A 23,360-nucleotide genomic window follows, 5' to 3' on the forward strand; every position below is an offset into this window, starting at 1 on the left:
CTTGGCCCGACCACTCAGGATCCCTCCATCTGAGTTCCCATCGGCTGGCGTCTACCGGAAGATGCACAGACTGCGCGTGGGTCCGCGGGAAGACGGCTCACTGGAACCCGCGGCCGACGCCGTCCTCCTCGACGAGGTCGTCGAGATCGTTCGAGAGCAACTCGTCGGCGTCGGCGAACTCGTCTGTGAGGTCGTCGAGGCGGTCCGGTCGGCCGTCGAACTCGTAGTCCATCGGGCCGAACGCCGGGCTGTCGAGTGCGTCCATCATATCCGTGAAGAAGTCCTCTGGCGTCGTCGGCGCCTCTGCGTGGACTTTGACCGTCTCTTCGAGGTGCTTCGCCATCGACTTGGCGTGGTCTTCGTCCTCGGGCGGCGACTGGACGGCGAAGCGACCGCCCTCGTCGCGCTTTCGATTCGGAAGGAGGGGTTCGAGGTCGTCGTCGATCCGCCGGGCGACGCGGCTCCCGACGCCCCGGAGTTCGGTCGGATTCTTCGTGTACGTCTTCAGCGCGTACACGCCGGCGTCCGGGTGGCCGAGAAAGAGATCCTCTCCGAGTCCGCCGCGCCGATCGCCGGCGACGGCCCGCCACCCGTCGGGGTCGACGTCAGCGTCGGTCACGTCCGCGAGGATATCCTGCCAGTCTCTGACGCGCATACGCGACCGTACAGCCCCCGACAGAAAGAGTATGACGGTTGCTCCCGGGCGGTCTCGCCGTGCTACGGCTCGACGCGAGCCAGCCACTCGGCCGGGTTGTCGAGCTCTGCGTTAGTCGGGAGGTTCTGCGGACGCTCCCAGACGGCCGCGGCGGCCGCGACGCTCCGACGATCGGCGATCGTCTCGAAGAAGCGCGCGCCGCGCTCGTACTGTCGGCGCTTCAGCCCGAGACCGAGTAGCCGACGGGCCAGCCGTGCCAGCGGACCGCCACCGCGACGCCGCGCGTCGAGTTTCGCGCGCAAGTCCTCGTACTCGGCGTCGAACGCGCGGTCCATCAGCATCTCCGCGTAGCCCTCGACGGCGGTCATCGCGACGTTGAGGTCGTGGAACGCTTCGCTGTCGAGACCGCCGCTGGCGAGCGTCTCTAAGCCGTCTTCCATCCGAGATTCGAGATACTCCGACAGCCACGGGGCGGCACCGAACTCCGCGGCGTGAGCGACTTCGTGGAAGGCGATCCAGCGGCGGAAACGGGGGTAGTCGACGTCGAGTTCCGCGGCGGCCGCGACGATGTTCGGGTGGACGAAGTAGAGGCCGTGGTCGCCGTTTCCGGCGTCGTCACGCCCGTGTCCATCGCGGTCGGCCAAGAGGAGCGGATCGTACTGTCCGAGGACGTGGGAGGCGAGGAACGCGAGCACGAACGACATCGACCCGGTGTTTATCACGCGCGTCGCGTTCGGGAAGGCGACGCGAACGTCCGATTCGAGGGGGTGCATCACTCGGCTGAACGTCGAGACGTTCGCGTCGATCCAGTGGTGGCGATTCTGGACTTCGATCGAGTCGGGCACGTCGAAGGTGAGGCCACCGACCGCTCGCAGTCGCTCGCGGGCGTCGCGGACGTCTGCCGCGTAGCCTTCGCGGTCCGCGGGCGTCAAGTCGAGATCACCCGCGTCGGCAGCCCCCTTCGCAGCCGTCGCGACCGCCGCCCAGTCGATCGTTCGATCGCTACCGCCGCCGGACGCGCCCGCGATCGCCCGAACGCTCCGATAGAGGTCCATACACACTCGTGGGGGCCAGCCCGCAAAACCCTTGTTCACGGACGGGCAGGTCTCCGGGTCGTGGGAGCCACTACACGGCGCAGTTGTTGGGGCCGAGTTCGACCCCGGTCGCTTCGTCTTCGTCGAGGTCGCGCCGCCCGCGATTCACGTCGATGACGGTCTCGTAGTTCGGCGGCTTCTCGGTCGTTCGGTCGGTGACGCGATCGACGAACGCCGACTTCTCGAGTCGGAAGAGTTCCAGTCCCTCGCGGAGTTCGCCGAGTGTCGCCGCGACGAGTTCGCCCGGCCGGCCGACCCCGAAGCGCCCCTCGGCGTCGACGGAGACGTGGCCGGGGAGGACGACGACGTCGTCCGAGAGCGGTGCGTACGTCTCGTGTAACGTCTCGTAGAGGAGTTCCGCGCCGTGCGCCGCGCCGCCCTCGCCGAACTCCAACTCCGTCCGCCCCACGGATTCGACGAACAGCGCGTCAGCCGAGAGGAGATACTGCTCGTCGACGACGAGGTTCATCTGTTCGGTCGTGTGGCCCGGTGCGGCGATGATATCCGCGTCGACGTCGCCGACGGCGAGGGTGTCGCCGTCCGCGATCGGCTCGTACTCGTAGGCCACGTCGCGCTCGGTCGCCGCCGCGCTCAGGTAATAGGGGACCGAGAGCCGCTCGGCGAGCGCGCGCCCTCCGGAGATGTGATCCGCGTGGACGTGCGTGTCCACGACGCCCGTGATCGTCAGCCCCGCGTCGGCCGCGACGAGTTCGAACTCGTGATCCTGGCGGGTGGCGTCGACGACGATCGCCTCACCCGCGTCGTGGTCGCCGACGACGTAGCCGAGACAGCCCTTCGCACGCCGTTGTACCTGCGCGAGGAACAGGTCGCTGTCCGTGTCGACGTCGACGACGTCGTAGAGTTTGCTCCAGTCCTCCATCCCACCCTTGACGACGGAGACGTCGTCGTGACCGCGGTCCGACAGTTCGAACCCGAACGACGTCGAGGTGAGCCCCCTCGCGCAGATCACGGCGACCGGACCGCTGCCGGCGATCGCGTCGACGTCGTCCCAGTCGAGACCGTCGCCGAGCCCATCGATCGGATGATACGGGACGTTCACCGCGTCCGGGACGTGCCACGCCTCGAAACTCTCGGGTTGGCGCGTGTCGACGATGGTGAGATCGTCACCGGCGTCGATCGCCGCCGCGAGGTCTTCGACGGTGAGCTGGTGAAGTAGCGTCGGCATACGTGTGTGTATGCGTGTCACACGAATAACTATTGCCACGGTGCGAGCTCGGCGGCGCGGCCGCTATCTGTCGTCAGCCGTGCGACGAGAAAAGGCGATCGAGCGTCGGAAAGCCGCGTTAGATCTCGGCCTCGAAGTCTTCGAGGGCGTAGACGGTGTCGCTTCCACGGCGGTCGAGCGTCTCGTTGGCCAGCAGCCAGTAGACGACCGACAGCGCGCGTCGACCCTTGTTGTTCGTCGGCACGACGAGGTCGACGTTGCTCGTCTGGTTGTTCGAGTCACACATTGCGATGACCGGGATGCCGACCGTGATGGCCTCCTTGACGGCCTGGGCGTCGCCGATCGGGTCGGTGACGACGAGGACGTCCGGTTCGATGTAGCCGTCGTAGTCGGGGTTCGTCAGCGTCCCCGGGATGAATCGGCCGGTCCGGGCGCGCGCGCCGACCGCGTCGGCGAACTTCGTCGCCGGGAAGCGGCCGTACTGGCGCGAACTCGTGACCAGGATCTGCTCGGCGTCGTAGTTCGCGAGGAAGTCTGCGGCCGTCCGAATCCGCGAGTCGGTCCGGCTGACGTCTAAGACGTACAGCCCGTCGTCGCGGACGCGGTGGATGAACCGCTCCATATCCTCGGTCTTCTGTTGGGTCCCGATGTGGACCCCCGCGGAGAGGTAGTCCTCGACGGGGATGAGGAGGTCGGCCTCCTCGTCGGGCATCACGTCCTCGTCGAACGTGGGTGCCGCGTCCTCTTCTTCGGGTGCTTCGGCCTCGGCAGCCTCGTCGGCCGCGCTCTCGTCGGCGACCTCGTCTTCGGCAGCCTCGGCGACCGTTTCGGCCGTCTCGGCGTCGGCCTCGGTCGTCTCGACGTCGTCTGCGGCTTCGTCCGCGTCCGTCTCGTCGTCGACGACTTCGACCGCGTCGTTGTCGTTCTCTGTCATACTGCGTCGTCCGCGATGCGGATGAGTTCGTTGAGTTTGGCAGTTCGCTCGCCCTGCACCGTGCCGGTCTTGATGAAGCCGGCGTCGGTGGCGACGGCGAGGTGTGCGATCGTCGTGTCCTCGGTCTCGCCCGAGCGGTGGGAGACGACCGTCTCGTACCCGTTCTCGGTCGCCAGTTCGATCGCGTCGAAGGCGTCCGACAGCGATCCGATCTGGTTCGGCTTGATGAGGATCGAGTTGGCGGCGTCGGCGTCGATACCCGCCTGCAGGCGCTCGACGTTCGTCACGAAGAGGTCGTCGCCGCAGATGAGCGTCTGGTCGCCGACGCGTTCGGTGAGGTCTGCGAAGCCCTCGTAGTCGTCCTCGTCGAGGGGGTCCTCGACGTAGACGAGGTCGTACTCCTCGACCATCTCGGCGACGTAGTCGACCTGTTCGGCGGTCGATTTGACGTCGTCACCGTAGACGTAGCTATCCTCGTCGGCGTCGTAGAGTTCAGCGGCGGCCATATCCAGGCCGAACTTGATCTCGAAGCCGAGTTCGTCTGCCGTCTCGGAGACGGCCTGATCGACGACCTCGAACGCCTCGGCGTCCGAGATCGCCGGTGCCCACGCGCCCTCGTCGCCCTTCGCCGCGGGAACCCCGCGGTCGTCGAGGATCTCGGAGATGCGCGCGTGCACGGCGGCGTTCGCGAAGACGGCCTCGGAGATGCTCGGCGCGCCGACCGGCGCGGCGAGGAACTCCTGGATGTACGTCGCTTCCTTGGCGTGCTCGCCGCCGCCGACGACGTTGCCGAGCGGCGTCGGGAACGACGCACCGCGGAACGTCCCACCCAGATGCTGGTACAGCGGAGCACCGAGCACGTCGGCGCCAGCCTTCGCGGCCGCCATCGAGATGGCGACGGCGCTGTTGGCACCGATCTGCGAGAAGTTCTCCGTGCCGTCTGCGGCGTGGAGTGCGGCGTCGACGTCGCGCTGGTTGCCGGCGTGGACCGTCCCGACGAGACGCGGGATCGCGTGTTCTCGCGCCGCCGCGATGGCCTCTGCGGGCTCCAGTTCGATCGCCTCGTACTCGCCCGTGCTCGCCCCGCTTGGGGCCGCTGCACGGCCGAACCCGCCGGATTCGGTCAGCACGTCCGCCTCGACCGTCGGGTTGCCGCGGGAGTCGAGAACGCGCCGGAGCGCAATACTCGTGATGAGCGTCATTTCAGTTGCCCTCGCGGTTTACCGTGAACGGCAGCACGCCGGCGTCGTACTCTTCGGCGGCGACCAGGATCGGTTCGGACTGGTCGGTGTCGACGAGTACCGGTGCGCCGTAGGACACCTGCAGCGCTCGCGCGCCGAGGATGCGGGCCTTCTCGTATCGGTTGTACTGGGTGCGTCCGCTCATTGGTAGGGTGCGACGACGTCGACGAGGTCTTTGTGCGAGACCATCATCCGCCGACAGCAGTGTCGTTCTACCCCGAGGTCGTCGAGGACCTTCGCCGGATCCTCGTCGCCCTCGCGGGCACGCTCCTTGAACTCGTCCCAGTGTTCGCCGACGACGTTGCCGCAGGTGAAACACCGGACGGGTATCATCATAGTTGGATCACCTCAGCGGTAGGACTTCTGATAGCGCGCTCGTGCACCCGGTCCGCCCCACTTCTTGGGCTCGGACTGGCGCACGTCGTTGACGAGGAGCGAGCGGTCGAAGTCCATGTACGCGTCGCGAAGCTCCGCGTCGTTGAGATGCTGCACTAGCCCGCGGGCGATGGCCGTCCGCGCGGCGTCAGCCTGCCCGGCGAAGCCGCCGCCGGAGACGCTGACGTCGATGTCGACCTGCGATCGGAGATCCTCGCCGGCGATGCGGAACGGCTCCAGCATCTTCAGGCGGGCCATCTCCGGCTCGACGAGCTCGACCGGCTGGGAGTCGATTCGGACGCGACCCTCGCCGTCGCGCACGGTTGCGCGGGCGATGGCCGTCTTCTTCTTGCCAGAGGTATTCGTTACCATGTGACTTTCGCACCCAGGTTCTCGGAAATCTCTCCGAGCGAGAGGAACTTGATGTTCGAGAGTCGATCCAGCGTGGTGCCGTCGAGCGCCTCGCCGTCCTCGTCGAACGGGTTGCCCACGTAGACGCGGACGTTCGAGAGCGCTTCTCGGCCTCGCTGTTCTTTGTACGGGAGCATCCCGCGAACCGAGCGCTTGAACATACCGTCCGGGCGCGTCGGGTAGTGCGGGCCGCGGTCGGAACCGACGTTGGCGCGCTTGCGGTAGGTGCTCATCACGTCGTCCTCGGACCCCGTGATGACGGCGTCCTCGGCGTTGACGATGGCGACCGACTCGCCGGAGAGGGCCTTCTGAGCGACCTCGCTGGCGACACGGCCGACGATGCAGTTTCGCGCGTCGACGACGACGTCGGCGTCGAATTCGGCGAGGCTCATCGAATCACCCGTACGTTGCTGCCGTCGGGGTTCTCTTCGATGATGCGTTCGAGCGCCACCGTGTCCCCGACCTGTTCGATCTTCTTTCGAGCGGACGACGAGAAGTCGACCGCCGCAACTGTAACGTTCTTCTGCAGCGCACCACTCCCCAGCACTTTGCCGGGGACGACGACGGTCTCGTCTTCTCGCGCGTATCGTTCGATACGCCCGAGGTTGACCTCCGCGTGGGTGCGCCGCGGCTTCTCCAGACGGTCCGCGACGTCCTGCCAGACATTGGCACCGGACTCGCGAGAGACCGCCTTCAGCTCGGCGATGAGACTGTTGAGTCTCGGATTCGTCTTACTCATTGTCTACCTCCTGAGAGTGAGAGAAAACGGAGTGCAGGGAGCAGGATTTGAACCTGCGGACCCCTATGGGACAGCGCCCTGAACGCTGCGCCGTTGGCCAGACTTGGCTATCCCTGCTCGCACTCCGTTCTACTGCATGCCCCTTCAAACTCCTTTCGATCTGGCGACGCCGTCCGCGACCGCGTGCGACCGCGCCGTTCGCGGCGCTCAGGGTACGCGTCGCCGGATTCGGCGACGCGGCGGGCGAGCGTCGGGTGATGAGTGAAGGGACAGACATCGTACTATATCGCTACCTTCTCTTCGAGTTCGGCTGCGCGGTCGCCGAGCGATTCGGCGGCCCGCAGGACCAGTTCCTCGACGGTGAACGACCCGTCCGTCTCCACGTGGAAGACGAACGCCTCGGGCACGTCGTGGACTTCGATCTCCTTCCCCGGATACCGGTTCGTGAGGTCGTTGTCGAACGTGTCGGTGGCGACGAGATCGCCGTCTTCGGCGCTCTCGTCTGCGGCGTGTTCCGCGGCCGCCTCCTCGATCACGCCCCGCAGGATGTTGGGCTCCTGCGACTCGAACTCGCCGGCGTCGCCGACGGCCTCCACGCGCTGGAGGTGTCGGTAGCCGACGGAGACGCCGCCTTGGTGTTTGGCGTGCGCCTTCCCGCTGTCGAGGACCGCGTCGGCCTCGAATTCGAGGTGTTGGTCCTCTTTCAGCTCGACGATGGGGACGTTCTGGTCGGCCGGCTGCACGAGGTCGTCGGCCGACACGAGGTCGCCCGAGTACGCCGTCGCCGGTCCCTGAACGTCCAGCGAGAGGGTGACGACGTCACCCTCCTCGAAGTCGTCGAGGGGCGTCGTCAGCGGCACGAGCCCCAGTCGGAGGCCGATCATCTCGTCGAACATCACCGACGAGTTCTCGACGAACCGGACGGTGTCGATGCTGAACGTCGGCACGTCGGCGACCATCGCTCGGCGGATGCCGTTAGCGACGGCTGGCGACACGCCGCGGACGAGGAACCGGGCCTTCCGGTCGCCGCGTTCGATGAACTCGACCTCGAAATCGTTCGTCATCTGTTAATCCTTAGAGACGGCTGTTTTTCGGCGCTCGAGTCCCGTCGTGCGGGATCGGTGTGACGTCCTCGATGCGGCCGATTTCGAGACCAGCACGGGCCAGCGCGCGGATCGTCGCCTGCGCGCCGGGGCCGGGGCTCTTGTTGCCGTTCCCGCCCGGGCCACGGACGCGAACGTGCAGGCCCTCGATGCCGGCTGCTTTGATCTCTTCTGCGACGGACTCCGCCATCTGCATCGCGGCGTACGGCGACGCCTCGTCGCGGTTCTGCTTCACCACGGCACCGCCGGACGACTTCACGATCGTCTCGGCGCCGGTCAGATCCGTCACCGTGATGAGCGTGTTGTTGAACGACGCGTGGACGTGGGCGATACCCCACTTGTCTCGGGTTGTCTCGGATTCGCTCATGGATTACTCCTGCCCCTCTGCGCGCTCGGGGTGTAGATCGTCCGCGAGCGGACTCGTCTCGTCGAACTCGATGCCGTCCTCTTCCGCGACCTCGACCTTCTTCGAGGGACGGGAGACGCGGGCGTCGCCGACGACAACGTGGCCGTGGACGATGAACTGACGCGCCTGCTTGGGCGTGCTCGCGAGGCCCTTGCGGTACGCGACAGTCTGGAGTCGGCGTTCGAGAATGTCGGTGACGTCGAGTCCGAGGACGCGACTGATGTCGTCGTCCTCCGAGAGGATACCGTAGCGGCGGAGCCGAGTGAGGAACTCCGCGCCGGCCGCCTCGGCTTCCTCCAGGTCGCCCTGGGCCTCGCCGATGAGGCGTCGTGCCTCTCGTCGGTAGTTACGGAGCTCCGATTGGGCTCGCCAGAGCTCCTCTTTGTTCTTCAGGCCGTAGCGTCCGAGAAGATCGCCCTCCTGAGCGATGCGCTCGCCCTGGTAGGGGTGATTCGGCGTCTCGTAACGCTTGGTGTTGTTTCCGGTCGCCATCGTTTACTCTTCCTCGCCGCCTTCGGCGGCCTCCTCGGCCGCCTCCTCTTTGATCGCCTCGACGTTGACGCCGATCGTCCCCTCGGTACGTCCAGTGGACTTCGTCCGCTGTCCGCGGACCTTCTGTCCGCGCTGGTGTCGGACGCCCTTGTAGGAGTTGATCATCTTCATCCGGTTGATGTCGTGGCGGCGCTTTTCTTCGAGGTCCGAGCCGGTGACGTGGGTGGTCTCCCCGCTGAAGAAGTCGCTTCGGCGGTTGGCCATCCACTCGGGGATGTGCTCGTCGAAGTTCTCGACGGCGTCGACGACTGCGTCGATCTCGTCGTCCTCGAGCAGACCGAACGTCGCGTGTCGGTCTACGTCTGCGGCCTCGGCAACGATGCGCGCCGTGCGCTTGCCGATACCTTTCATGTCGGTGAGACTCCGCTCTACCGTCTTCGTCCCGTCGAGATCGGTTTGTCCGATCCGGACGAAGTATCGGAGGTCTTCCTCCTCCTCGGGAGCGTCGTCCTGTGGTTCTTCTGCACTCATGACTTTTTGGAAAGTCTGGTGAGCGTTGCGGCGGGGATTCGAACCCCGGAGGCATTACGCCACAGAGTTAGCAACCCTGCGCCTTGGGCCAGGCTTGGCTACCGCAACACACTCGGTCTGGTACTGTCGCCCTCTCGGACTCGGGAGCGGACCTCCCTACAGCGTATCGCAGTCGGAACAAGTCGTGGTCACTACTTAAACATCACGATAGGGCACTGGAGTGAGACCGCTCCACACGGCCTCGTCGCAGTCGAAAAGTGGCCGACGGCGACCGCCCGACGGCCACGGATCGCAGCCCGCTTCGAGCGGCGCGTCGGGACTGGTGCCACCGGCGACGGACCCACACGCCGAGGTCGTTCTCAAGTGCGGCTCCCGCTCTGTCACGCCGGTGTGGTACGAGATTCCGTACCGGGTGTGCGCGGGGTCGGTCAGGCTGCCGGCATTATATATCCGTGGACGACCATTTCACACCTGTGAGCACCGACGCCCCCGCAGCCGATTCGACACCTGGACGACCCGTACGCCTCGACGGCGAAGCCGACCTCGACGCCCTCGTCGCCGAGCACGACCGTGTGCTCGTCGAGTTCTACACCGAGGGCTGTGCGCTGTGTGCGAGCATCGAGCCCGTGATCGGCAACGTCGCCCGCGCGCACGACGACCTCGCCGTCGGCGTGGTGAACCCGCGTGACGATCCAGTGCTCATCGAGCGCTTCCAGATCCAGAGCGCGCCGACGCTCGTCCTCTTCGAGGACGGCGAAATCGTCGGGAGGCTGGCCAGCGGCTTCCAGGGCGGCGACGCTATCGACGCGTTCCTCGAAGACCCAGAATCGGTGTAATCGACCGCTGAGCGAATCACCCGCTGCTCGATTGCTGCCGCTATCTGTTCTCTGACCCGTTCGTCGCTGACGCTGTCTGCTCTTTGACCCGTCGTATCTCCAACTGACGGTCGCTGCTTCCTATTCGGAGAGAAATGCGGCATCCCGAGTCGGTCGACGACCTAATCGTCGACGGCAGGGATTTGCTGTCCGGTCACCCGTTCGACCACAGCCAGGAAGTTGTCAAAGAGCTGTGTCACGGCTTCCGTCTCGGCGTGTCGATTGGGCGTGATATCCGCGAGGACCGCCTCGACCGTCGCGTCGGAGACGTCACCGCGCTTGTTTTCTGCGACCTCACGCGCCGTTTCGAGGTCGTACTCGGGGTGGAACTGAACGCCGAACGTCGGTCCCAGCGAGAACGCCTGGCAGGACTGCTCGTTGCCGGCGAGTTCGATCGCGCCGGGGGGGAGCTGCAGCACCTCGTCGGAGTGCGACTCGAAGGCGAGAAACTCGCCGGGCAGCCCCGTGAAAAGCGGCGAGTCGTCGTAGCGCTCGATGCGGCGATAGCCGAGTTCGTACTCGTCCATCTCGGCGACGCACCCGCCGAGCGCGTCGGCGAGCAACTGGTGGCCCCAACAGACGCCGAGCATCGGGACGCCGAGTTCGTGCAGGTCACGGACCAGTTCGACGAGGGTGTCCATCCACGATTCGCGGTCGTAGACGGCCGTCTGCGACCCCGACACGACGACGGCGTCGTAGGGCCACGAGCCGTCGGCACCGGGCCACTCGGGGAACTCGCTCTCGCTCACTTTGAAGACCGTCACGTCTGCGTCGAGCGCGCGCCGGAAGTTCCGCTCGGCCGCAGTGTCGCCCACGGATGCGTCGAAGAGGGCGATCTCGGGCGTGGTCATATCTCCCGATACGTGGCGGCGACCCATTAATATTGTTTAGAATGTTCACCGACGCGCACAACCGCCACGAAAGCCGGGCCGGTCGGTATGCGTCGGCACTGAGCAGTCACTACTACTGGGACGATTCTTCTGCAGGTATGTCCGACAGGTCAGGAGTGGGAGACCGGCGCGTCGATGTACTCGTCGTTGACGACCCACTCGCCGTCTTCTTTGATCATGTACTCGCCGTAGTAGGGGACGCGGTTGGCGACGGTCTCGCGGAAGGTCTCGCGGATCTCCTCGCGTGTCATCTCGCCCATCGAGCGCAGATCGTCGTTGCGGTTCAGACAGCCCTTCAGATACCCTTCGTGCGTGACGCGTACGCGGTGACAGTTCGCACAGAAGTTCGGGTTCTCGACGGGATCGACGATCTCGACCATTCCCTCCCCGACGTAGTACCGCCGGCGATTGTGCATCTCGCGGGTCTCGACCCGATCGGCCGTCTCTGCGAGCCAATTGTGGACGCGCTGGATGTCGATGTTCCACTCGGGGTGGCCGGTCAACTCCGGCATATACTCGATGAGTTGGAGTTGGAGTCCGGGGTTCTCCGCGACGTGGTCGACCATCCCTTCGACGTAGCCGGCCGTGTGTTCGAAGACGACCATATTCAGTTTCACCGGGTCGAGTCCGGCTTCGAGCGCGGCTTCGACACCTTCGATGACTCTCTCGTACGCGCCGGACTGCGTGATCTCGGCGAACGCCTCGGGGTCGAGCGCGTCCTGTGAGACGTTGACCCGTTCGAGGCCGGCGTCCCGGAGGTCCTCGGCACGACCCGGGAGGAAGGTTCCGTTCGTCGTCAACGAGACTTCCATCGAGTCGGGCGTGCGTTCGATGATCTCTTCGAGGTCCCCTCTGAGCATCGGCTCTCCGCCGGTGAACTTTACCTTCCGGACGCCGAACTCCGAGACGACTTCCAGAAAACGCACGACGTCGTCGGCGCTCATCTCGTCGTCCTGTGGGTCCATTGGGCCACGAGTGTCGCCGAGCCCCTCGTTGTGACAGTAGACGCAATCGAAGTTGCATCGGTCGGTCAGGGAGACGCGAACGCCGGACACCTCGCGCCCGAAGTCGTCTTCGAGCATCGTCAGTGTCTTCGTGGGGATGCTGATAAATTCGCCGCCGCTCTGGACCGCTACGTAATCATTTATATTTACATTTTGGGCCGATATTACCCAGATCCGTTACCTCCCTGGTCAAAACCCTTATCGGCCGTTCCCCCCGACTGCGCTGTATGAACGTCGAAGCCGTCCGCGAACGCCTCCGCGCGGTCTCGGATCCAGATCTCGGCGACGACATCGTCTCGCTCGGTCTCGTCAACGCCGTCGACGTCGACGACGACGCCAACTCCGTTCGAATCTCGCTCGCGCTCGGCGCGCCCTTCTCGCCGACCGAGACGCAGATCGCGAACGACGTCCGGGACGAACTTTCGGACACCGAGTACGACGTGGACCTCACAGCGAGCGTCCCCTCGGAAGTCGATCCCGAAGAGGACGTACTCCCCGACGTGACGAACGTGATCGCGGTCGCCTCGGGGAAGGGCGGCGTCGGGAAGTCGACCGTCGCGGTCAATCTCGCGGCCGGGCTCTCGAAACTCGGCGCGCGCGTCGGCCTGTTCGACGCCGACGTCTACGGCCCGAACGTGCCCCGGATGGTCGCCGCCGACGAGGCCCCGCAGGCCGCAGACGACCAGACGATCGTCCCACCCGAGAAGTACGGGATGAAACTGATGTCGATGGCCTTCCTCGTCGGCGAGGACGACCCCGTCATCTGGCGCGGCCCGATGGTGCATCAGCTCCTCACCCAACTCGTCGAGGACGTCCAGTGGGGCGAACTTGACTATCTGGTGCTCGACCTCCCGCCGGGCACCGGCGACACGCAACTGACCGTCCTCCAGACGCTGCCGCTCACGGGCGCGGTGATCGTCACGACGCCGCAAGACGTCGCGGTCGACGACGCACGCAAGGGACTGGAGATGTTCGGCAAACACGACACGAACGTCCTGGGGATCGTCGAGAACATGTCGTCGTTCCGGTGTCCGGACTGCGGATCGAGTCACGACATCTTCGGCGCGGGCGGCGGCGAGGCCTTCGCCGCCGAGAACGATCTGCCCTTCCTGGGTGCGCTCCCACTGGACCCGTCGGTCCGAACCGGCGGCGATGGCGGCGACCCGGTCGTCTTAGAAGACGGGGAGACAGCCGACGCCTTCCGGCTGATGACCGAGAACGTGGCGGATATGGTCGGCGTGGTTCGCCGGCGCGACGCCGCGACGCGGCAGTAAGCCCGCGCCGAAGCGCTCACTCGTGGCTCTTTCCCTCCCCGGATGCGACATCTTTTGACTGCGGGGGACCGACACCCGGTGTGGACGCCGAACAGGACTCGCTCGAGAATCCTTTCAGTATGGACGCCGACTGCCGGAACTGCGCCGGCCTCTGTGACGCCCGGACCAACGTCGTGCACGGCTACGGCGACGTCGGCGGGGAGTTCCTCTTCGTCGCCGAACGGCCGCACGCCGGCGCCGATCGGACCGGCGTGCCCTTCACGGGCGATGCCCCCGGCGAGCGCCTCCAGTCGATTCTGGGCGAACTGGGCTTCGCGCGCTCGGCCCCCGACGCCGACGAGCCGGATCTCCAGAACGCCTTCGTGACGTATCTCACGCGCTGTCGGCACCCCGAGCGCCCGCCGACCGACGAGGAGGTCCGGACGTGTGAGCCGTACCTCAACGCCGAAATCCGGATGATCAACCCCGAGATCATCGTCCCGATCGGCCAGCGGACGCTCGACGCGCTGGCGACCGACTACACGACGAACAGTCCCGGCGACGTCGACGTCGAGGACGCGCACGCGACAACGATCCGCGGGCGCGGCTTCGAACTCGTTCCGATGCTCCCGCTCCAGGCCCAGACCGACGCCCAGACCGAGGCGTTCGTCGAGCATCTCCTCGACAACGTCTTCTCGCGGGACTATCGGCAGACGAAGGGCCGTCGCGGCCGCTGAGTTGCTGAGGCGGGCGATAAGCCCCTTCCGCGGACGCTAAGTCGCTGACGCAAGCGCAGAGTGAGCGGCCGTGCCGAGTCGGATGCGGGAACGTCGGGTTGAAGAGCGCCGACCGCCGAGAGGAAGGTATGACCGTCGTCGCCGTCTTGGCCGATCCGCCGCGCCCGGGACTCGCACTACCGAGGCTCGCAGAGACGAGCCCACTCTCGGAGTCGGAGGCCGCAGAGCTCTCGGAGGCGATGCTCCGCGATACGCTCCGTGCTGTCGAGCGCTCCGGAGGCGAACTCCTCGTGAACTACCGTCCGGACGACGACCTCCCGGACGCCTCCGTCGATCCCGACGAGTCGGCCGAGGACGCGCTGCGTGCGATCGCGACGGACGTTCTCGACGACCCCGAGGAGGCGCGCTTCGAGGTGCAGGTCGGCTCGAATTTCTCCGCGCGTGCGGGGAATACGATCACACACCTCCTCCGCGAGGAGGGCGTCCAGTCGGCCGCCGTCGTCCGCGGTGACGCGCCGTTCTTACTCCGCTCGACGGTGGATTCGGCGGCGATGAAGCTCCGCACTAACGAGGTCGTCCTCGGACCGTCGACCGACGGGCGCGTCTACTTCGCGGGGTTCAAAGCCCCGATCGACTTCGAGGGCGCGTTCACCGCGCCGGAACTGGAGACGCTCGTCGCCAGCGCGAACGACGCCGACCGCGGCGTCGGCTTTATGCAGATGCAGCCGACGGTCCGGACCGGGTCGGATCTCGCCACGCTGGTCTCGTCGATCCGCGCACGCTGGCAGGCCGAGCGCGTCGTCCCCGAGCACACTGCGGAGTTCGTCGTCGACGCGGGACTCTCGGTTGTCGCGGACGACGCGGCAGACGGCGACCTAACGCTCGTGCGGGAGTAGGCCGCGCCCGCGCCTCGGTCTCTCGCGTCCGCGGGCCGTCGGCCGCGACCGACAACTCTTAGACGCGCCGTCAGAAACGACCACCTGCGGTGGGATGGCAGAGCGGCCTATTGCGCCTGCCTTGAAAGCAGGTGGCGTTATGCCTCCTGGGTTCGAATCCCAGTCCCACCGCATATCCTCCCGCACACGACACCACCGACCACCGCGAGCGGTGCGTCTCTCGTGGCCTCGTCGCCATCGCCCGCGCGCCGACAGATGCGTAACGGCTTTGCCGTGGCCTCCCAACACGCGGGTATGGACTGGCCACACGACCCCGACGGCGAGCAGGGATCTGAGGGACGACGCAAGTACGGCCACGCGGTGATCGCAAAGAAGGTCGACGAGGACGAGGACTTCCCGCTGTCCCGCGAGGAGTTCGTCGCGGAGTACGGCGACGACCCCGTTCGACTCGACTACGAGCGCGTCGTCTCCGTCGCTGACATCTTCGAGCACGTCGACCAAGCGGAGTTCGACGACTTCGTCTCGTTCCACAAGGCCGTCGGTCGCGCGATGCGCGAGAACGGCTACTGGTTCTACGAGGGCGCAGAGACGTTCGTCGGCTCGAACGAAGCCTGATCGCTGACAGCTGTCGATCGTTTTTCACACTGCCGGACAGAACTATAGTAGCATTTGCAAGTCATCACTCATCCGATCGTACGCCGTCGTGTGATCGGATGCGCAATCAGTTGCAAATGCTACTATATGTGAGAAGTATCGGCACCCCGTGGGTGCCAGATGATTCGTGAACGGCTGTCCGACAGTATCAGGATCCGTCGCCGAAGAGCCGCTGCCACAGCGACCGGTCGCGTGCACGCTCGGCGAGCAGCACCGAGCACTCGACCTCTTCGATGACGTCGAGGACGAGCGTGCCACGGACGAGTCGCGAGAGGAGACCGCGCTCCGTCGCGCCGACGACGAGCATCGACGCGTTGGCGGCGTGGCGTTCGATCGCTTCCTCGACGTCGCCGGTCTCGACGATCAGCGTCGCGTCGGCGAGGTTGTTTTCGTCGGCCCACGCTTCGAGGAAGGCCTCGCCCTCGGCTTTGTCGTCCGCGACGTGGAGGAGCGACACCTCGGATCCGTACTCTTGCTGTAGCGCGTTCGCGATGCCCGCCGAGAGCTCCGAGTCCGGGCCGCCAGCGGTCGGGAGCAGGATCTCCGAGGGGTCGAAGCCGCGATCCTTCATCACGAGGAAGTCACACGGGAGCGACGACGCGAGTTCGTCGATGGCGCTCTCGGCGCGACCCGGCGCGCCGTGGGAGTCCGGACCCCAGCCCATCACGGTCAGATCCGCGTCGTAGGTCTTCGCGGCGTCGAAGATTCCCTCGAAGCTCTGGTGGGAGAGCACGGTGTGGGTCTCGACAGGGACGTCGAACGTCTCTGCGTCCTCGCGTGCTTGATCGAGGAGTTGGTGTGACGCCGAGAAGTCCCACTTCTCTCGCGCGGATTCGAGTGCGGTCTGATCCGGCACCTGTTCGATGTGGACGGCGACGACCGTGCCGTCCCGCTGCTTCGCGAGCGCGCTCGCGAGGGTGATGAGGTCCGTCTCGTGCTCGGGGTTCGCGAGCGGGACCAGAACGCGGTAGTTGCCGCCGTCGGGTTGGACTGACGTGGCGGCCGAGACGGCTGCATCCGGCATCGACTCCGAGCGCTGGAGGACGTACTCGCCGAGGATACCCTGCTTCGTGGTCCTGCCGCGAGCGTACACGAGGTACCAGACGATGGCCGCGGCGGCGATGACGAAGGACAGCAATCTGGCGTCGGATTCGACGTACGCCAGTAGCGCGAAGGAGAACACTGTCCCCAGAATCGGCAAGATGGGGAACAGCGGGACCGTGAAGTCGGGCTGGTAGTCTTCGGGATCCACGTAGCGCATCGCGACCAGCGCGACGTTCAACAGCCCATAAATGATGAGGTGCAGTCCGGACGCGGCCCCGGAGAGCAGATTGATGTCGCCCAGGAGGATGAACACGAGGATGAGCCCGCCCGTGATCCCGATCGATCGGTACGGCGTCCCGAAGCGGGGGTGGATCTCGTTCAGCGCGGGCGTGACGATGCGGTCGCGACCCATCGCGAAGTTGATCCGCGAGGACGCGAGGATCGAGGCGTTCGCGCTGGAGGCCGTCGCGAGGAGGCCGCCGAAGAGGAGCGCCCCACCCATCAGGGCGCCCTGGATCTGTCGGCCGACCTCGACGACGGCGATCGGCTGTGTCTCCCCCGGCGCGAGATCAGTGACGAGATCCGCGATGAACCCCTGGGGGACGGCGGCGCTCATCACGACGAGGACCAGCGCGTAGACCACCGTGACGAGCACGACGCTTCCGATGACCGCCCGCGGGAGGTTCCGCCCGGGATCTTTGATCTCCTCGGCGACGCTCGTGATCTGGACGAACCCGAGGTACGACACGAAGATGAACCCCGTCGTGCCGAGCGTCTCACCGACGGTACTGGGCGCGGGGAGATTTGCGGGATCGGCCCGGAACGTCCCCAGTAACGTGAACACGGCGAGAATGGCGACCAGGAGGACGACGATGACGTTCTGTAACCGCCCCGTCTCTTTCGCGCCCACGTAGTTGATAAAGACGAAGAACGCGCCGCCGACGAGCGCGGCGATCGTCACGATGTTGAGCCCGATCGGACCGATCCCGATCGTCCCGCTGACGCCGAAGATCCGGGAGATGTAGCGCCCGAACCCGACCATATAGAACGCGCTGGCGAAGGCGAGTCCGAGCCAGTTCGCCCAGCCGGCGACCGACCCGAGTAACGGCCCGAGAGCGTGGTTGACGTAGTAGTACGCGCCACCAGAGCGGGGCATCGCTGTGCCGAGTTCGCTGGCGGAGAGTGCCGTGAACATCGCGATCACGCCGCCGAGAATGAAGGCGACCGAGGCGAACGAGCCTGCCCGCAGGATAGCGTCGCCCGGCAGCACGAAGATACCGGCCCCGATCATCGTCCCGACGCCGATCGTCAGCGCGGCGAGGGGGCCGAGGTCTTTGGCGAGTTCCTCCTCTTGGCTCACGCACCATCACCTCCGTGTGATGGGATAGTGAGACGAGAGGAGTACGAGTGGCTCACGCTGCATCACCTCCGTGTGAGGGAACCGTGAGACGAGAGGAGTACGAGTGGCTCACGCTGCGTCACCCCCGTCGGGATCGGACGATTCGTCGGACGTCTCTGCGTCGTCGTCATCGCCGGGCGTCTCCGCGTCCTCGACGCCTTCCGGGAAGACGACAACCGGGACGTCGCTTTCGGTGGTGAGCGTCTCACGGACGTCGCCGCTGAAGAGGTTCCACCACGCTCGCCCGCCGCGGTGGGCGAAGACGATCGCGGTCGCGTCGGTCTCACGTGCGGCGTCGAGGATCGTCTCCGCGACGTCGGTGCCGTAGAGGAGTTCGGTCTCGACGTCGACCCCGGCGTCGGCCGCCGCCTCGCGAACGTCCGCGAAGAGTTCCTCGGCCAACTCCTCGCGCTGTTCGAGTGGAGCTTTATCCGGAGCACCGCCGGCTTTCTCGATCACGTGAACGACCGTAGCCCGCCCGTCGACGGCTGCGAGGTACGGAAAGACCGCCGCGGCCGTTCGCGCCGCGTCGGCATCGTTCGAGACGGGGACAAGGGGCCGGGCGAACAGCGGATCGACCTCACTCATCGGCTGGGTGTGTCGACCGCTCGTCGTCCGCCGCGTTCGTTGCGTCCGTCGACGGCCAGCGGGGTGCGAACTGATGGCTGAACGAGACGCGTCGCCGACCGAGAGGAGGTGTCGTTCCGGAGTGCAATCATACGGGATTCGTATGGCGCCATCGGGTATAGTGGTTCCCACTTCGGGTCGCACAACTGTTCAAATCGCAGTCACCCACGCGCGGTAATCCTCAGCACGGTCGTACACGTCCACGAACACCTGATCGGCGAACGCCGCCAGCCGATTGGCGTCCGAGCGCGCAGTGATGCGAACGTTCGTCCCCTCGGCTTCTTCTGGGGACTCCAACTGCTCGACTCGGAACTCGGGGAAGTCGTCGACCAAGTCGTTCAGCCGCTCTAACTCCGCGTCGTCGACGTCGAGGTTGAACGTGCTCTCGGCGAACTGGACCCACGGAGCCGGGGAGTCCTCCCCGTCGACGTCGGCGTCGTGGTCGGCTTCGAGGGTCAGGAAGGCGCTCGCCCGCTCGCGGTGGGCCGCGATGGCGTCGGCGAACAGTTTACGTCGCTCCGTCGGGTCGTCGGCGTCGAATCTGCTCATACGGGCTCCTCTCGGGCGGTCCTGAAAAGGTTGCTCGAACCGAGAGACGTGATGTATATTAACACACGACACAATATTGTACACGGTCGACAGACGCGTTTCTTCAACGTTATACGGGCGGACGCAGACTGGTGCGATATGGGCAAGCACATCCTGCTTCTGGGCCCGCCGGGCGCCGGAAAGGGAACACAGTCGAAACGTCTCGCCGCCGAGTTCGACCTCGAACACGTGACGACCGGCGACGCGCTCCGTTCCAACAAGCAGATGGACATCAGCGATATGGACACGGAGTACGACACGCCGGGCGAGTATATGGACGCCGGCGAACTCGTCCCCGACGAGGTCGTCAACGCCATCGTCGAGGAAGCGCTCACGAGCGCCGACGGCTACGTCCTCGACGGCTACCCGCGGAACCTCGAACAGGCCGAGGTCCTCTCGGAGATGACCGACCTCGACGCCGTCGTCTACCTCTCGGTCGATACCGAGGAACTGGTCGACCGGCTGACCGGCCGCCGCGTCTGCCCGGAGTGTGGCGCGAGCTACCACGTCGAGTTCGAACCGCCGGAGGAATCGGGCGTCTGCGACGAGTGCGGCGCCGAACTCGAACAGCGCGACGACGACACCGAGGAGACGGTCCGCGAGCGCCTCCGCGTCTACGAGGAGAACACGGCCCCCGTCGTCGAGCACTACCGTGACGAGGGCGTCCTCGTCGAGGTGGACGGCGAGGGCACGCCGGACGAGGTCTTCGAGTCGATCGTCGACGTCGTCGACGAGTAACGACCGCCAGAAGTGAGCGGCCGCCGCGACGGTTCCAGTTATTTCTTGGCGATCTACGAGGCGTGGGCTGACCTGCCGAGTGACGCGTGCTGACACGCAGAGAGTAAAAGCTTCATAACCGATGGGGGGTTATCTGCGGGTAGATGCCACGAATCGAATCGAAGGTTCGCACCCTCGTCTCCAAGGACGACGGGATGCGCGAGGCCGTCGAGACGGTCCTCGATCAGGCCGACGACGGCGAGGTCCGGTGGCTCGACGTGAAGGGCGACCTCACGTCCGGCCAGTGGGGCCGCCTCATCGAGAAAGAGATCCTCGTCGAAGGCGAGGAGGGGTTCCGACTGGCCGACGCCGAAGCTACCCGGGAGGGTCTGGAACCCGCTTCGAGCACGACCACCAGCGGGTCCGCCAGTAGCGCGTCGACGTCGGACTCCGACGACGAGTCGTCGTGGTCGACCTACGACAAGGGCGCGGCCGTCGTCACGCTCGGGCTCTTCGTCGGCTACTCCTGGAAGCCCCTCCGGGACGTCATCGGCACGACGATGGACGTCGCGCTCGGACCGCTCGGAGAGATGCTTCCCTTCTACGCCGTCGTGATGATCCTCGCGCTGGCGACGGGGCTGTACTCGACGCTGCTGCAGGCGAACCTGATGGATATGGACAAGATGTCCGCCTACCAAGAGCGGATGAAAGACATCCAGGAACGCCGGAAGGAAGCGAAGGAAGCCGGCGACGACGCCGCCCTCGACGCGATCCAGGAAGAGCAGATGGACGCGATGGGCGATCAGCTCGGGATGTTCAAAGAGCAGTTCCGGCCGATGGTGTGGATTATGTTCCTCACGATCCCGGTGTTCCTCTGGATGTACTGGGCGATCGGCGTCGGCCAGAACGCGACCGCACACGTTCCACTCGACCCGCTGGTGCTCCCGCTCCGCGGACAGGTCGCGTGGACCGAATCCGTGATCGGTCCGATCCAGGCGTGGATTGTCTGGTACTTCCTCTGCTCGATGGGCTTCACGCAGATCATCCGCAAGAGCCTGAACATCGACATCTCGCCGACGACCTCCTGAGCGGACACGACACGTCTGCCCTCACACGGCGTCGGCCGTAAAGACAACCTCTTTTACCCGCCTTCCCCCAGCAAGAGTATGTTGTTGACCGTCTCTGGCCCCCCGGGGGCCGGCAAGAGTACTACCGTCACGGCTCTCGCGGAGGCGTTCGACCTCGAGCACGTGAGCGGCGGCGATATCTTCCGCGAACTCGCAGCCGAGCGCGGGATGACCGCCGTGGAGTTCAATCGGCTCGCCGAAGACGACGATCAGATCGACCGCGACCTCGACCGTCGGCTGCGAACCGTCGCACTCGAACGCGACGACGTCCTGCTGGAATCGCGGCTCGCCGGCTGGCTCGCGGGCGACGCCGCCGACCTCCGGCTGTGGCTCGACGCGCCGATCGAAGTCCGAGCCGCACGGATCGCCGAACGCGAAGACAAGTCCGCAGAGACTGCACTCGCAGAGACCCGCGAACGCGAGGAAAGCGAGGCGCTCCGGTACCGGGAGTACTACAGCATCGACATCTCCGATCTCTCCATCTACGACGTCGCGCTGAACACGGCCCGCTGGAGCGAGGAGGACGTCCCCGACATCCTGACGGCGGCAGTCGAGGCGTACGATCCAACTGCAGACGAAGGAAAGTACCCCGTCGAGGGCGTCAGCTACGACTTCTAATCCGACCCTTCGACAATGACATCACTCCGCGGACCCCCTGACGAACGCTCCGTCGACGAACTGCTGTCGTTTGGCGTCGTAAATCTCGACAAGCCACCCGGCCCGTCGGCGCATCAGGTGTCCGCGTGGGCCCGCGACCTGACGGGCGTCGACCGCGCCGCACACGCCGGAACGCTCGACCCAAAGGTGACGGGCTGTCTCCCCATCCTGCTCGGCGACGCGACGCGGCTGGCACAGGTGTTTCTCGAAGGCGCCAAAGAGTACGTCGCAGTCTTGGAACTCCACGGTCCGGCACCCGCGGACCTCGACGCCGTACTCGCGGAGTTCGAGGGCGAGATCTATCAGAAGCCCCCGCGCAAGAGCGCCGTCGCGCGTCGCCTCCGCTCTCGGGAGATCTACGACCTCGAACTGCTCGAAGTGAAAGACAGGCAAGCCCTGACCCGCATCCGTTGTGAGAGCGGGACGTACATTCGAAAGCTCTGTCACGACCTCGGGCTGGCGGCGGGGACCGGCGCACATATGGGTCATCTCCGGCGGACCGGAACCGATCCCTTCGACGACAGAGGTCTCGTTTCGACGGCCGACCTGACGGACGCGCTCGTCTTTGCCGAGGAGGGCGACGAGGAACCGCTCCGCGACGTCGTCAGCCCGGCCGAACGAGCACTGACGCACCTCCCACGACTCACCGTCGCGTTCTCGGCCGCCGAACAGATTGCCGAGGGCGCACCGGTCTATGCCCCCGGAATCGTCGACGTCGACGACGCCACAGCGGCTTCCGACGACGGGACGCTCGTGGCGTGCTTCACCCCCGACGACGCAGCGGTGTGTCTCGGACGACTCGTCGGCGATCCCGACGCAGATATGGGCGAGGTCGTCTCGCTCGAACGGGTACTCGTTTAAGCACTCGGAGCAGCTGTCGGGTCTTCGATAGCGCGCGACCGTCACGTGTGAGCGACTGTCTTCCGGCGCGAGGAAACGAAGGACTTAACGGTGACAGCAGTCTCTGAACGAATGCACCCTGGGACCGTGGGGTAGTGGTATCCTCTGCCGATGGGGTCGGTAGGACCTGAGTTCGACTCTCAGCGGTCCCATGGCCGATTTCTCCAAGAAGTTCGGGTAACAGTTGAATTAGCCGTTAGTCTCGGGGGTGCGTCAGCGTGACGCCGCTCGACTTCGCAGCAAAACGCGACAGTGGCTCGGCCAGCTGGAAACGCGCCGATCCTGAAGCCGCACTGATCGAGCGGCTCTCGTGGGACACGTGGCTCGTCACACTCCCAGACAGCGACGACGTTCACGAAGTCTCACTGCACCGCGATCACGGCGCACTCAGCGGCGAGTGCAAGGTTCGTGAGACGGGCGAGCAGTGCCCGGCACGGAAGTACCGCGACGCCGACGAGCCGTGCGCCCATCTCTGCACGATCCGCAAAGCACTCGTTCTCAACGACAAAGCTGACGACGGAACCACGATCGAGGTCTTCGATCGCGACGACGTCGAGGTCGCGGCGGCCGACGCCCACGTCGAAGACGCGATGGCCGACGGAGGTGTTCGCCGATGAGGACACCACGGTTCAAGTGTTTCAACTGTTCCGTACGGAATCAAACGCCGTCGTACGACACCGATTCTAACGAAACCGTGGCTTCTGAGCCATCAGAGCCCAAATCAGCAAAACCGTACGACACCCCCCTCCCTGCCGGACGGAGCGCTTCCTGTATGCGCACGGCATGTCTGCGCGCCCATCGGAGTCGGCGCGCGATGGGGGCGGG

Annotated in this window: 29 protein-coding genes and 4 tRNA genes; 12 read left to right on the forward strand and 21 right to left on the reverse strand. The window is 65.7% G+C overall.

Features of this window, described 5'->3' with window-relative positions:
- Positions 1 to 97 precede the first annotated feature (97 nt).
- The 16 genes from NO362_RS11495 to NO362_RS11570 form a co-directional block, all read right to left on the reverse strand.
- Positions 98 to 655 (reverse strand): hypothetical protein, encoded by a 558-nt coding sequence (locus tag NO362_RS11495; RefSeq protein WP_256289611.1) that lies wholly within the window; start codon positions 653 to 655, stop codon positions 98 to 100.
- A 62-nt stretch (positions 656 to 717) separates the two neighbouring features.
- Positions 718 to 1,710, reverse strand: a complete 993-nt coding sequence (locus tag NO362_RS11500; protein WP_256289612.1) for a zinc-dependent metalloprotease — start codon at positions 1,708 to 1,710, stop codon at positions 718 to 720.
- Positions 1,711 to 1,780: 70 nt separating this feature from the next.
- A complete protein-coding gene (locus NO362_RS11505; RefSeq protein WP_256545364.1) occupies positions 1,781 to 2,935 on the reverse strand; it encodes an MBL fold metallo-hydrolase in 1,155 nt (384 codons plus the stop codon).
- Between the two features lie 118 nt (positions 2,936 to 3,053).
- The gene (gene rpsB, locus NO362_RS11510; protein ID WP_256545365.1) at positions 3,054 to 3,869 is read right to left on the reverse strand and encodes a 30S ribosomal protein S2; all 816 of its coding nucleotides are present in this window, start codon (positions 3,867 to 3,869) and stop codon (positions 3,054 to 3,056) included.
- Positions 3,866 to 5,071 carry a phosphopyruvate hydratase gene (gene eno / locus NO362_RS11515; RefSeq protein WP_256545366.1) on the reverse strand — a complete coding sequence of 402 codons (1,206 nt, stop codon included), beginning with the start codon at positions 5,069 to 5,071 and terminating at the stop codon, positions 3,866 to 3,868. The genes rpsB and eno overlap by 4 nt, the downstream gene beginning before the upstream one ends.
- A gap of 1 nt (position 5,072) precedes the next feature.
- Positions 5,073 to 5,255 carry a DNA-directed RNA polymerase subunit K gene (locus NO362_RS11520; RefSeq protein ID WP_121559356.1) on the reverse strand — a complete coding sequence of 61 codons (183 nt, stop codon included), beginning with the start codon at positions 5,253 to 5,255 and terminating at the stop codon, positions 5,073 to 5,075.
- Complete coding sequence (locus NO362_RS11525) at positions 5,252 to 5,446, reverse strand: DNA-directed RNA polymerase subunit N (protein WP_256289615.1); 195 nt, start codon at positions 5,444 to 5,446, stop codon at positions 5,252 to 5,254. Before NO362_RS11525 ends, NO362_RS11520 begins: the two co-directional genes overlap by 4 nt.
- A 12-nt stretch (positions 5,447 to 5,458) precedes the next feature.
- Positions 5,459 to 5,857, reverse strand: a complete 399-nt coding sequence (locus tag NO362_RS11530) for a 30S ribosomal protein S9 (RefSeq protein WP_121569323.1) — start codon at positions 5,855 to 5,857, stop codon at positions 5,459 to 5,461.
- A complete protein-coding gene (locus NO362_RS11535) occupies positions 5,851 to 6,288 on the reverse strand; it encodes a 50S ribosomal protein L13 (protein WP_256545367.1) in 438 nt (145 codons plus the stop codon). Before NO362_RS11535 ends, NO362_RS11530 begins: the two co-directional genes overlap by 7 nt.
- Positions 6,285 to 6,635, reverse strand: a complete 351-nt coding sequence (locus NO362_RS11540; protein WP_121569325.1) for a 50S ribosomal protein L18e — start codon at positions 6,633 to 6,635, stop codon at positions 6,285 to 6,287. The genes NO362_RS11535 and NO362_RS11540 overlap by 4 nt, the downstream gene beginning before the upstream one ends.
- 32 nt (positions 6,636 to 6,667) lie before the next feature.
- Positions 6,668 to 6,752, reverse strand: a tRNA-Leu gene (locus NO362_RS11545).
- Between the two features lie 164 nt (positions 6,753 to 6,916).
- On the reverse strand, positions 6,917 to 7,699 hold the full coding sequence (locus tag NO362_RS11550; RefSeq protein WP_256545368.1) for a DNA-directed RNA polymerase subunit D: 783 nt from the start codon (positions 7,697 to 7,699) through the stop codon (positions 6,917 to 6,919).
- 10 nt (positions 7,700 to 7,709) lie between these two features.
- On the reverse strand, positions 7,710 to 8,105 hold the full coding sequence (locus NO362_RS11555; protein WP_121559362.1) for a 30S ribosomal protein S11: 396 nt from the start codon (positions 8,103 to 8,105) through the stop codon (positions 7,710 to 7,712).
- Between the two features lie 3 nt (positions 8,106 to 8,108).
- A complete protein-coding gene (locus NO362_RS11560; RefSeq protein ID WP_256545369.1) occupies positions 8,109 to 8,636 on the reverse strand; it encodes a 30S ribosomal protein S4 in 528 nt (175 codons plus the stop codon).
- Positions 8,637 to 8,639: 3 nt separating this feature from the next.
- The gene (locus tag NO362_RS11565; RefSeq protein ID WP_256545370.1) at positions 8,640 to 9,167 is read right to left on the reverse strand and encodes a 30S ribosomal protein S13; all 528 of its coding nucleotides are present in this window, start codon (positions 9,165 to 9,167) and stop codon (positions 8,640 to 8,642) included.
- A gap of 23 nt (positions 9,168 to 9,190) precedes the next feature.
- A tRNA-Ser gene (locus tag NO362_RS11570) sits at positions 9,191 to 9,275 on the reverse strand.
- Between the two features lie 365 nt (positions 9,276 to 9,640).
- Here NO362_RS11570 and NO362_RS11575 point away from each other — a divergent pair.
- A complete protein-coding gene (locus NO362_RS11575; protein WP_256545371.1) occupies positions 9,641 to 10,003 on the forward strand; it encodes a thioredoxin family protein in 363 nt (120 codons plus the stop codon).
- Between the two features lie 161 nt (positions 10,004 to 10,164).
- Here NO362_RS11575 and NO362_RS11580 read toward each other — a convergent pair whose 3' ends face one another.
- Both NO362_RS11580 and moaA read right to left on the reverse strand, forming a co-directional pair.
- Positions 10,165 to 10,893, reverse strand: coding sequence for a type 1 glutamine amidotransferase (locus tag NO362_RS11580; protein ID WP_256545372.1), 729 nt, complete (start codon positions 10,891 to 10,893; stop codon positions 10,165 to 10,167).
- 149 nt (positions 10,894 to 11,042) lie between these two features.
- A complete protein-coding gene (gene moaA, locus NO362_RS11585; RefSeq protein ID WP_256545373.1) occupies positions 11,043 to 12,014 on the reverse strand; it encodes a GTP 3',8-cyclase MoaA in 972 nt (323 codons plus the stop codon).
- A 149-nt stretch (positions 12,015 to 12,163) separates the two neighbouring features.
- Between moaA and NO362_RS11590 the strand changes: the two genes are divergently transcribed.
- The 5 genes from NO362_RS11590 to NO362_RS11610 all read left to right on the forward strand — a co-directional run bounded on the left by NO362_RS11590 (position 12,164) and on the right by NO362_RS11610 (position 15,437).
- Entirely contained in the window at positions 12,164 to 13,210 is a 1,047-nt protein-coding gene (locus NO362_RS11590) for an Mrp/NBP35 family ATP-binding protein (protein ID WP_256545374.1), read from the forward strand.
- Between the two features lie 80 nt (positions 13,211 to 13,290).
- On the forward strand, positions 13,291 to 13,926 hold the full coding sequence (locus tag NO362_RS11595) for a uracil-DNA glycosylase (protein ID WP_439331153.1): 636 nt from the start codon (positions 13,291 to 13,293) through the stop codon (positions 13,924 to 13,926).
- Between the two features lie 128 nt (positions 13,927 to 14,054).
- Positions 14,055 to 14,822: a TIGR04282 family arsenosugar biosynthesis glycosyltransferase gene (locus tag NO362_RS11600; protein WP_256545375.1), complete on the forward strand. Its 768-nt coding sequence runs from the start codon at positions 14,055 to 14,057 to the stop codon at positions 14,820 to 14,822.
- A gap of 88 nt (positions 14,823 to 14,910) precedes the next feature.
- A tRNA-Ser gene (locus NO362_RS11605) sits at positions 14,911 to 14,993 on the forward strand.
- Between the two features lie 123 nt (positions 14,994 to 15,116).
- Positions 15,117 to 15,437 carry a DUF5785 family protein gene (locus NO362_RS11610; protein WP_256545376.1) on the forward strand — a complete coding sequence of 107 codons (321 nt, stop codon included), beginning with the start codon at positions 15,117 to 15,119 and terminating at the stop codon, positions 15,435 to 15,437.
- A gap of 187 nt (positions 15,438 to 15,624) precedes the next feature.
- Here the strand turns inward: NO362_RS11610 and NO362_RS11615 are convergent, their stop codons facing one another.
- The 3 genes from NO362_RS11615 to NO362_RS11625 all read right to left on the reverse strand — a co-directional run bounded on the left by NO362_RS11615 (position 15,625) and on the right by NO362_RS11625 (position 19,095).
- Positions 15,625 to 17,880 (reverse strand): amino acid permease, encoded by a 2,256-nt coding sequence (locus NO362_RS11615; protein ID WP_256545377.1) that lies wholly within the window; start codon positions 17,878 to 17,880, stop codon positions 15,625 to 15,627.
- 108 nt (positions 17,881 to 17,988) lie between these two features.
- Positions 17,989 to 18,507, reverse strand: a complete 519-nt coding sequence (locus NO362_RS11620; protein WP_256545378.1) for a universal stress protein — start codon at positions 18,505 to 18,507, stop codon at positions 17,989 to 17,991.
- Between the two features lie 189 nt (positions 18,508 to 18,696).
- Positions 18,697 to 19,095 (reverse strand): DUF7975 family protein, encoded by a 399-nt coding sequence (locus NO362_RS11625; protein WP_256289626.1) that lies wholly within the window; start codon positions 19,093 to 19,095, stop codon positions 18,697 to 18,699.
- A gap of 138 nt (positions 19,096 to 19,233) precedes the next feature.
- Between NO362_RS11625 and NO362_RS11630 the strand changes: the two genes are divergently transcribed.
- The 6 genes from NO362_RS11630 (at position 19,234) to NO362_RS11655 (ending at position 23,152) form a co-directional block, all read left to right on the forward strand.
- Positions 19,234 to 19,872, forward strand: coding sequence for an adenylate kinase (locus NO362_RS11630; protein ID WP_256289627.1), 639 nt, complete (start codon positions 19,234 to 19,236; stop codon positions 19,870 to 19,872).
- Positions 19,873 to 20,015: 143 nt separating this feature from the next.
- On the forward strand, positions 20,016 to 20,939 hold the full coding sequence (locus NO362_RS11635; protein ID WP_256545379.1) for a DUF106 domain-containing protein: 924 nt from the start codon (positions 20,016 to 20,018) through the stop codon (positions 20,937 to 20,939).
- Positions 20,940 to 21,017: 78 nt separating this feature from the next.
- Positions 21,018 to 21,596: a (d)CMP kinase gene (cmk, locus tag NO362_RS11640; protein WP_256545380.1), complete on the forward strand. Its 579-nt coding sequence runs from the start codon at positions 21,018 to 21,020 to the stop codon at positions 21,594 to 21,596.
- A 15-nt stretch (positions 21,597 to 21,611) separates the two neighbouring features.
- A complete protein-coding gene (locus NO362_RS11645) occupies positions 21,612 to 22,496 on the forward strand; it encodes an RNA-guided pseudouridylation complex pseudouridine synthase subunit Cbf5 (protein ID WP_256545381.1) in 885 nt (294 codons plus the stop codon).
- Between the two features lie 120 nt (positions 22,497 to 22,616).
- Positions 22,617 to 22,687 (forward strand) — tRNA-Pro (locus NO362_RS11650).
- 66 nt (positions 22,688 to 22,753) lie between these two features.
- A complete protein-coding gene (locus NO362_RS11655) occupies positions 22,754 to 23,152 on the forward strand; it encodes a hypothetical protein (RefSeq protein ID WP_256545382.1) in 399 nt (132 codons plus the stop codon).
- Positions 23,153 to 23,360: the final 208 nt, after the last annotated feature.

The sequence above is a fragment of the Halobellus inordinatus genome, from assembly GCF_024498335.1.
Taxonomy (GTDB): Archaea; Halobacteriota; Halobacteria; order Halobacteriales; family Haloferacaceae; genus Haloquadratum; species Haloquadratum inordinatus.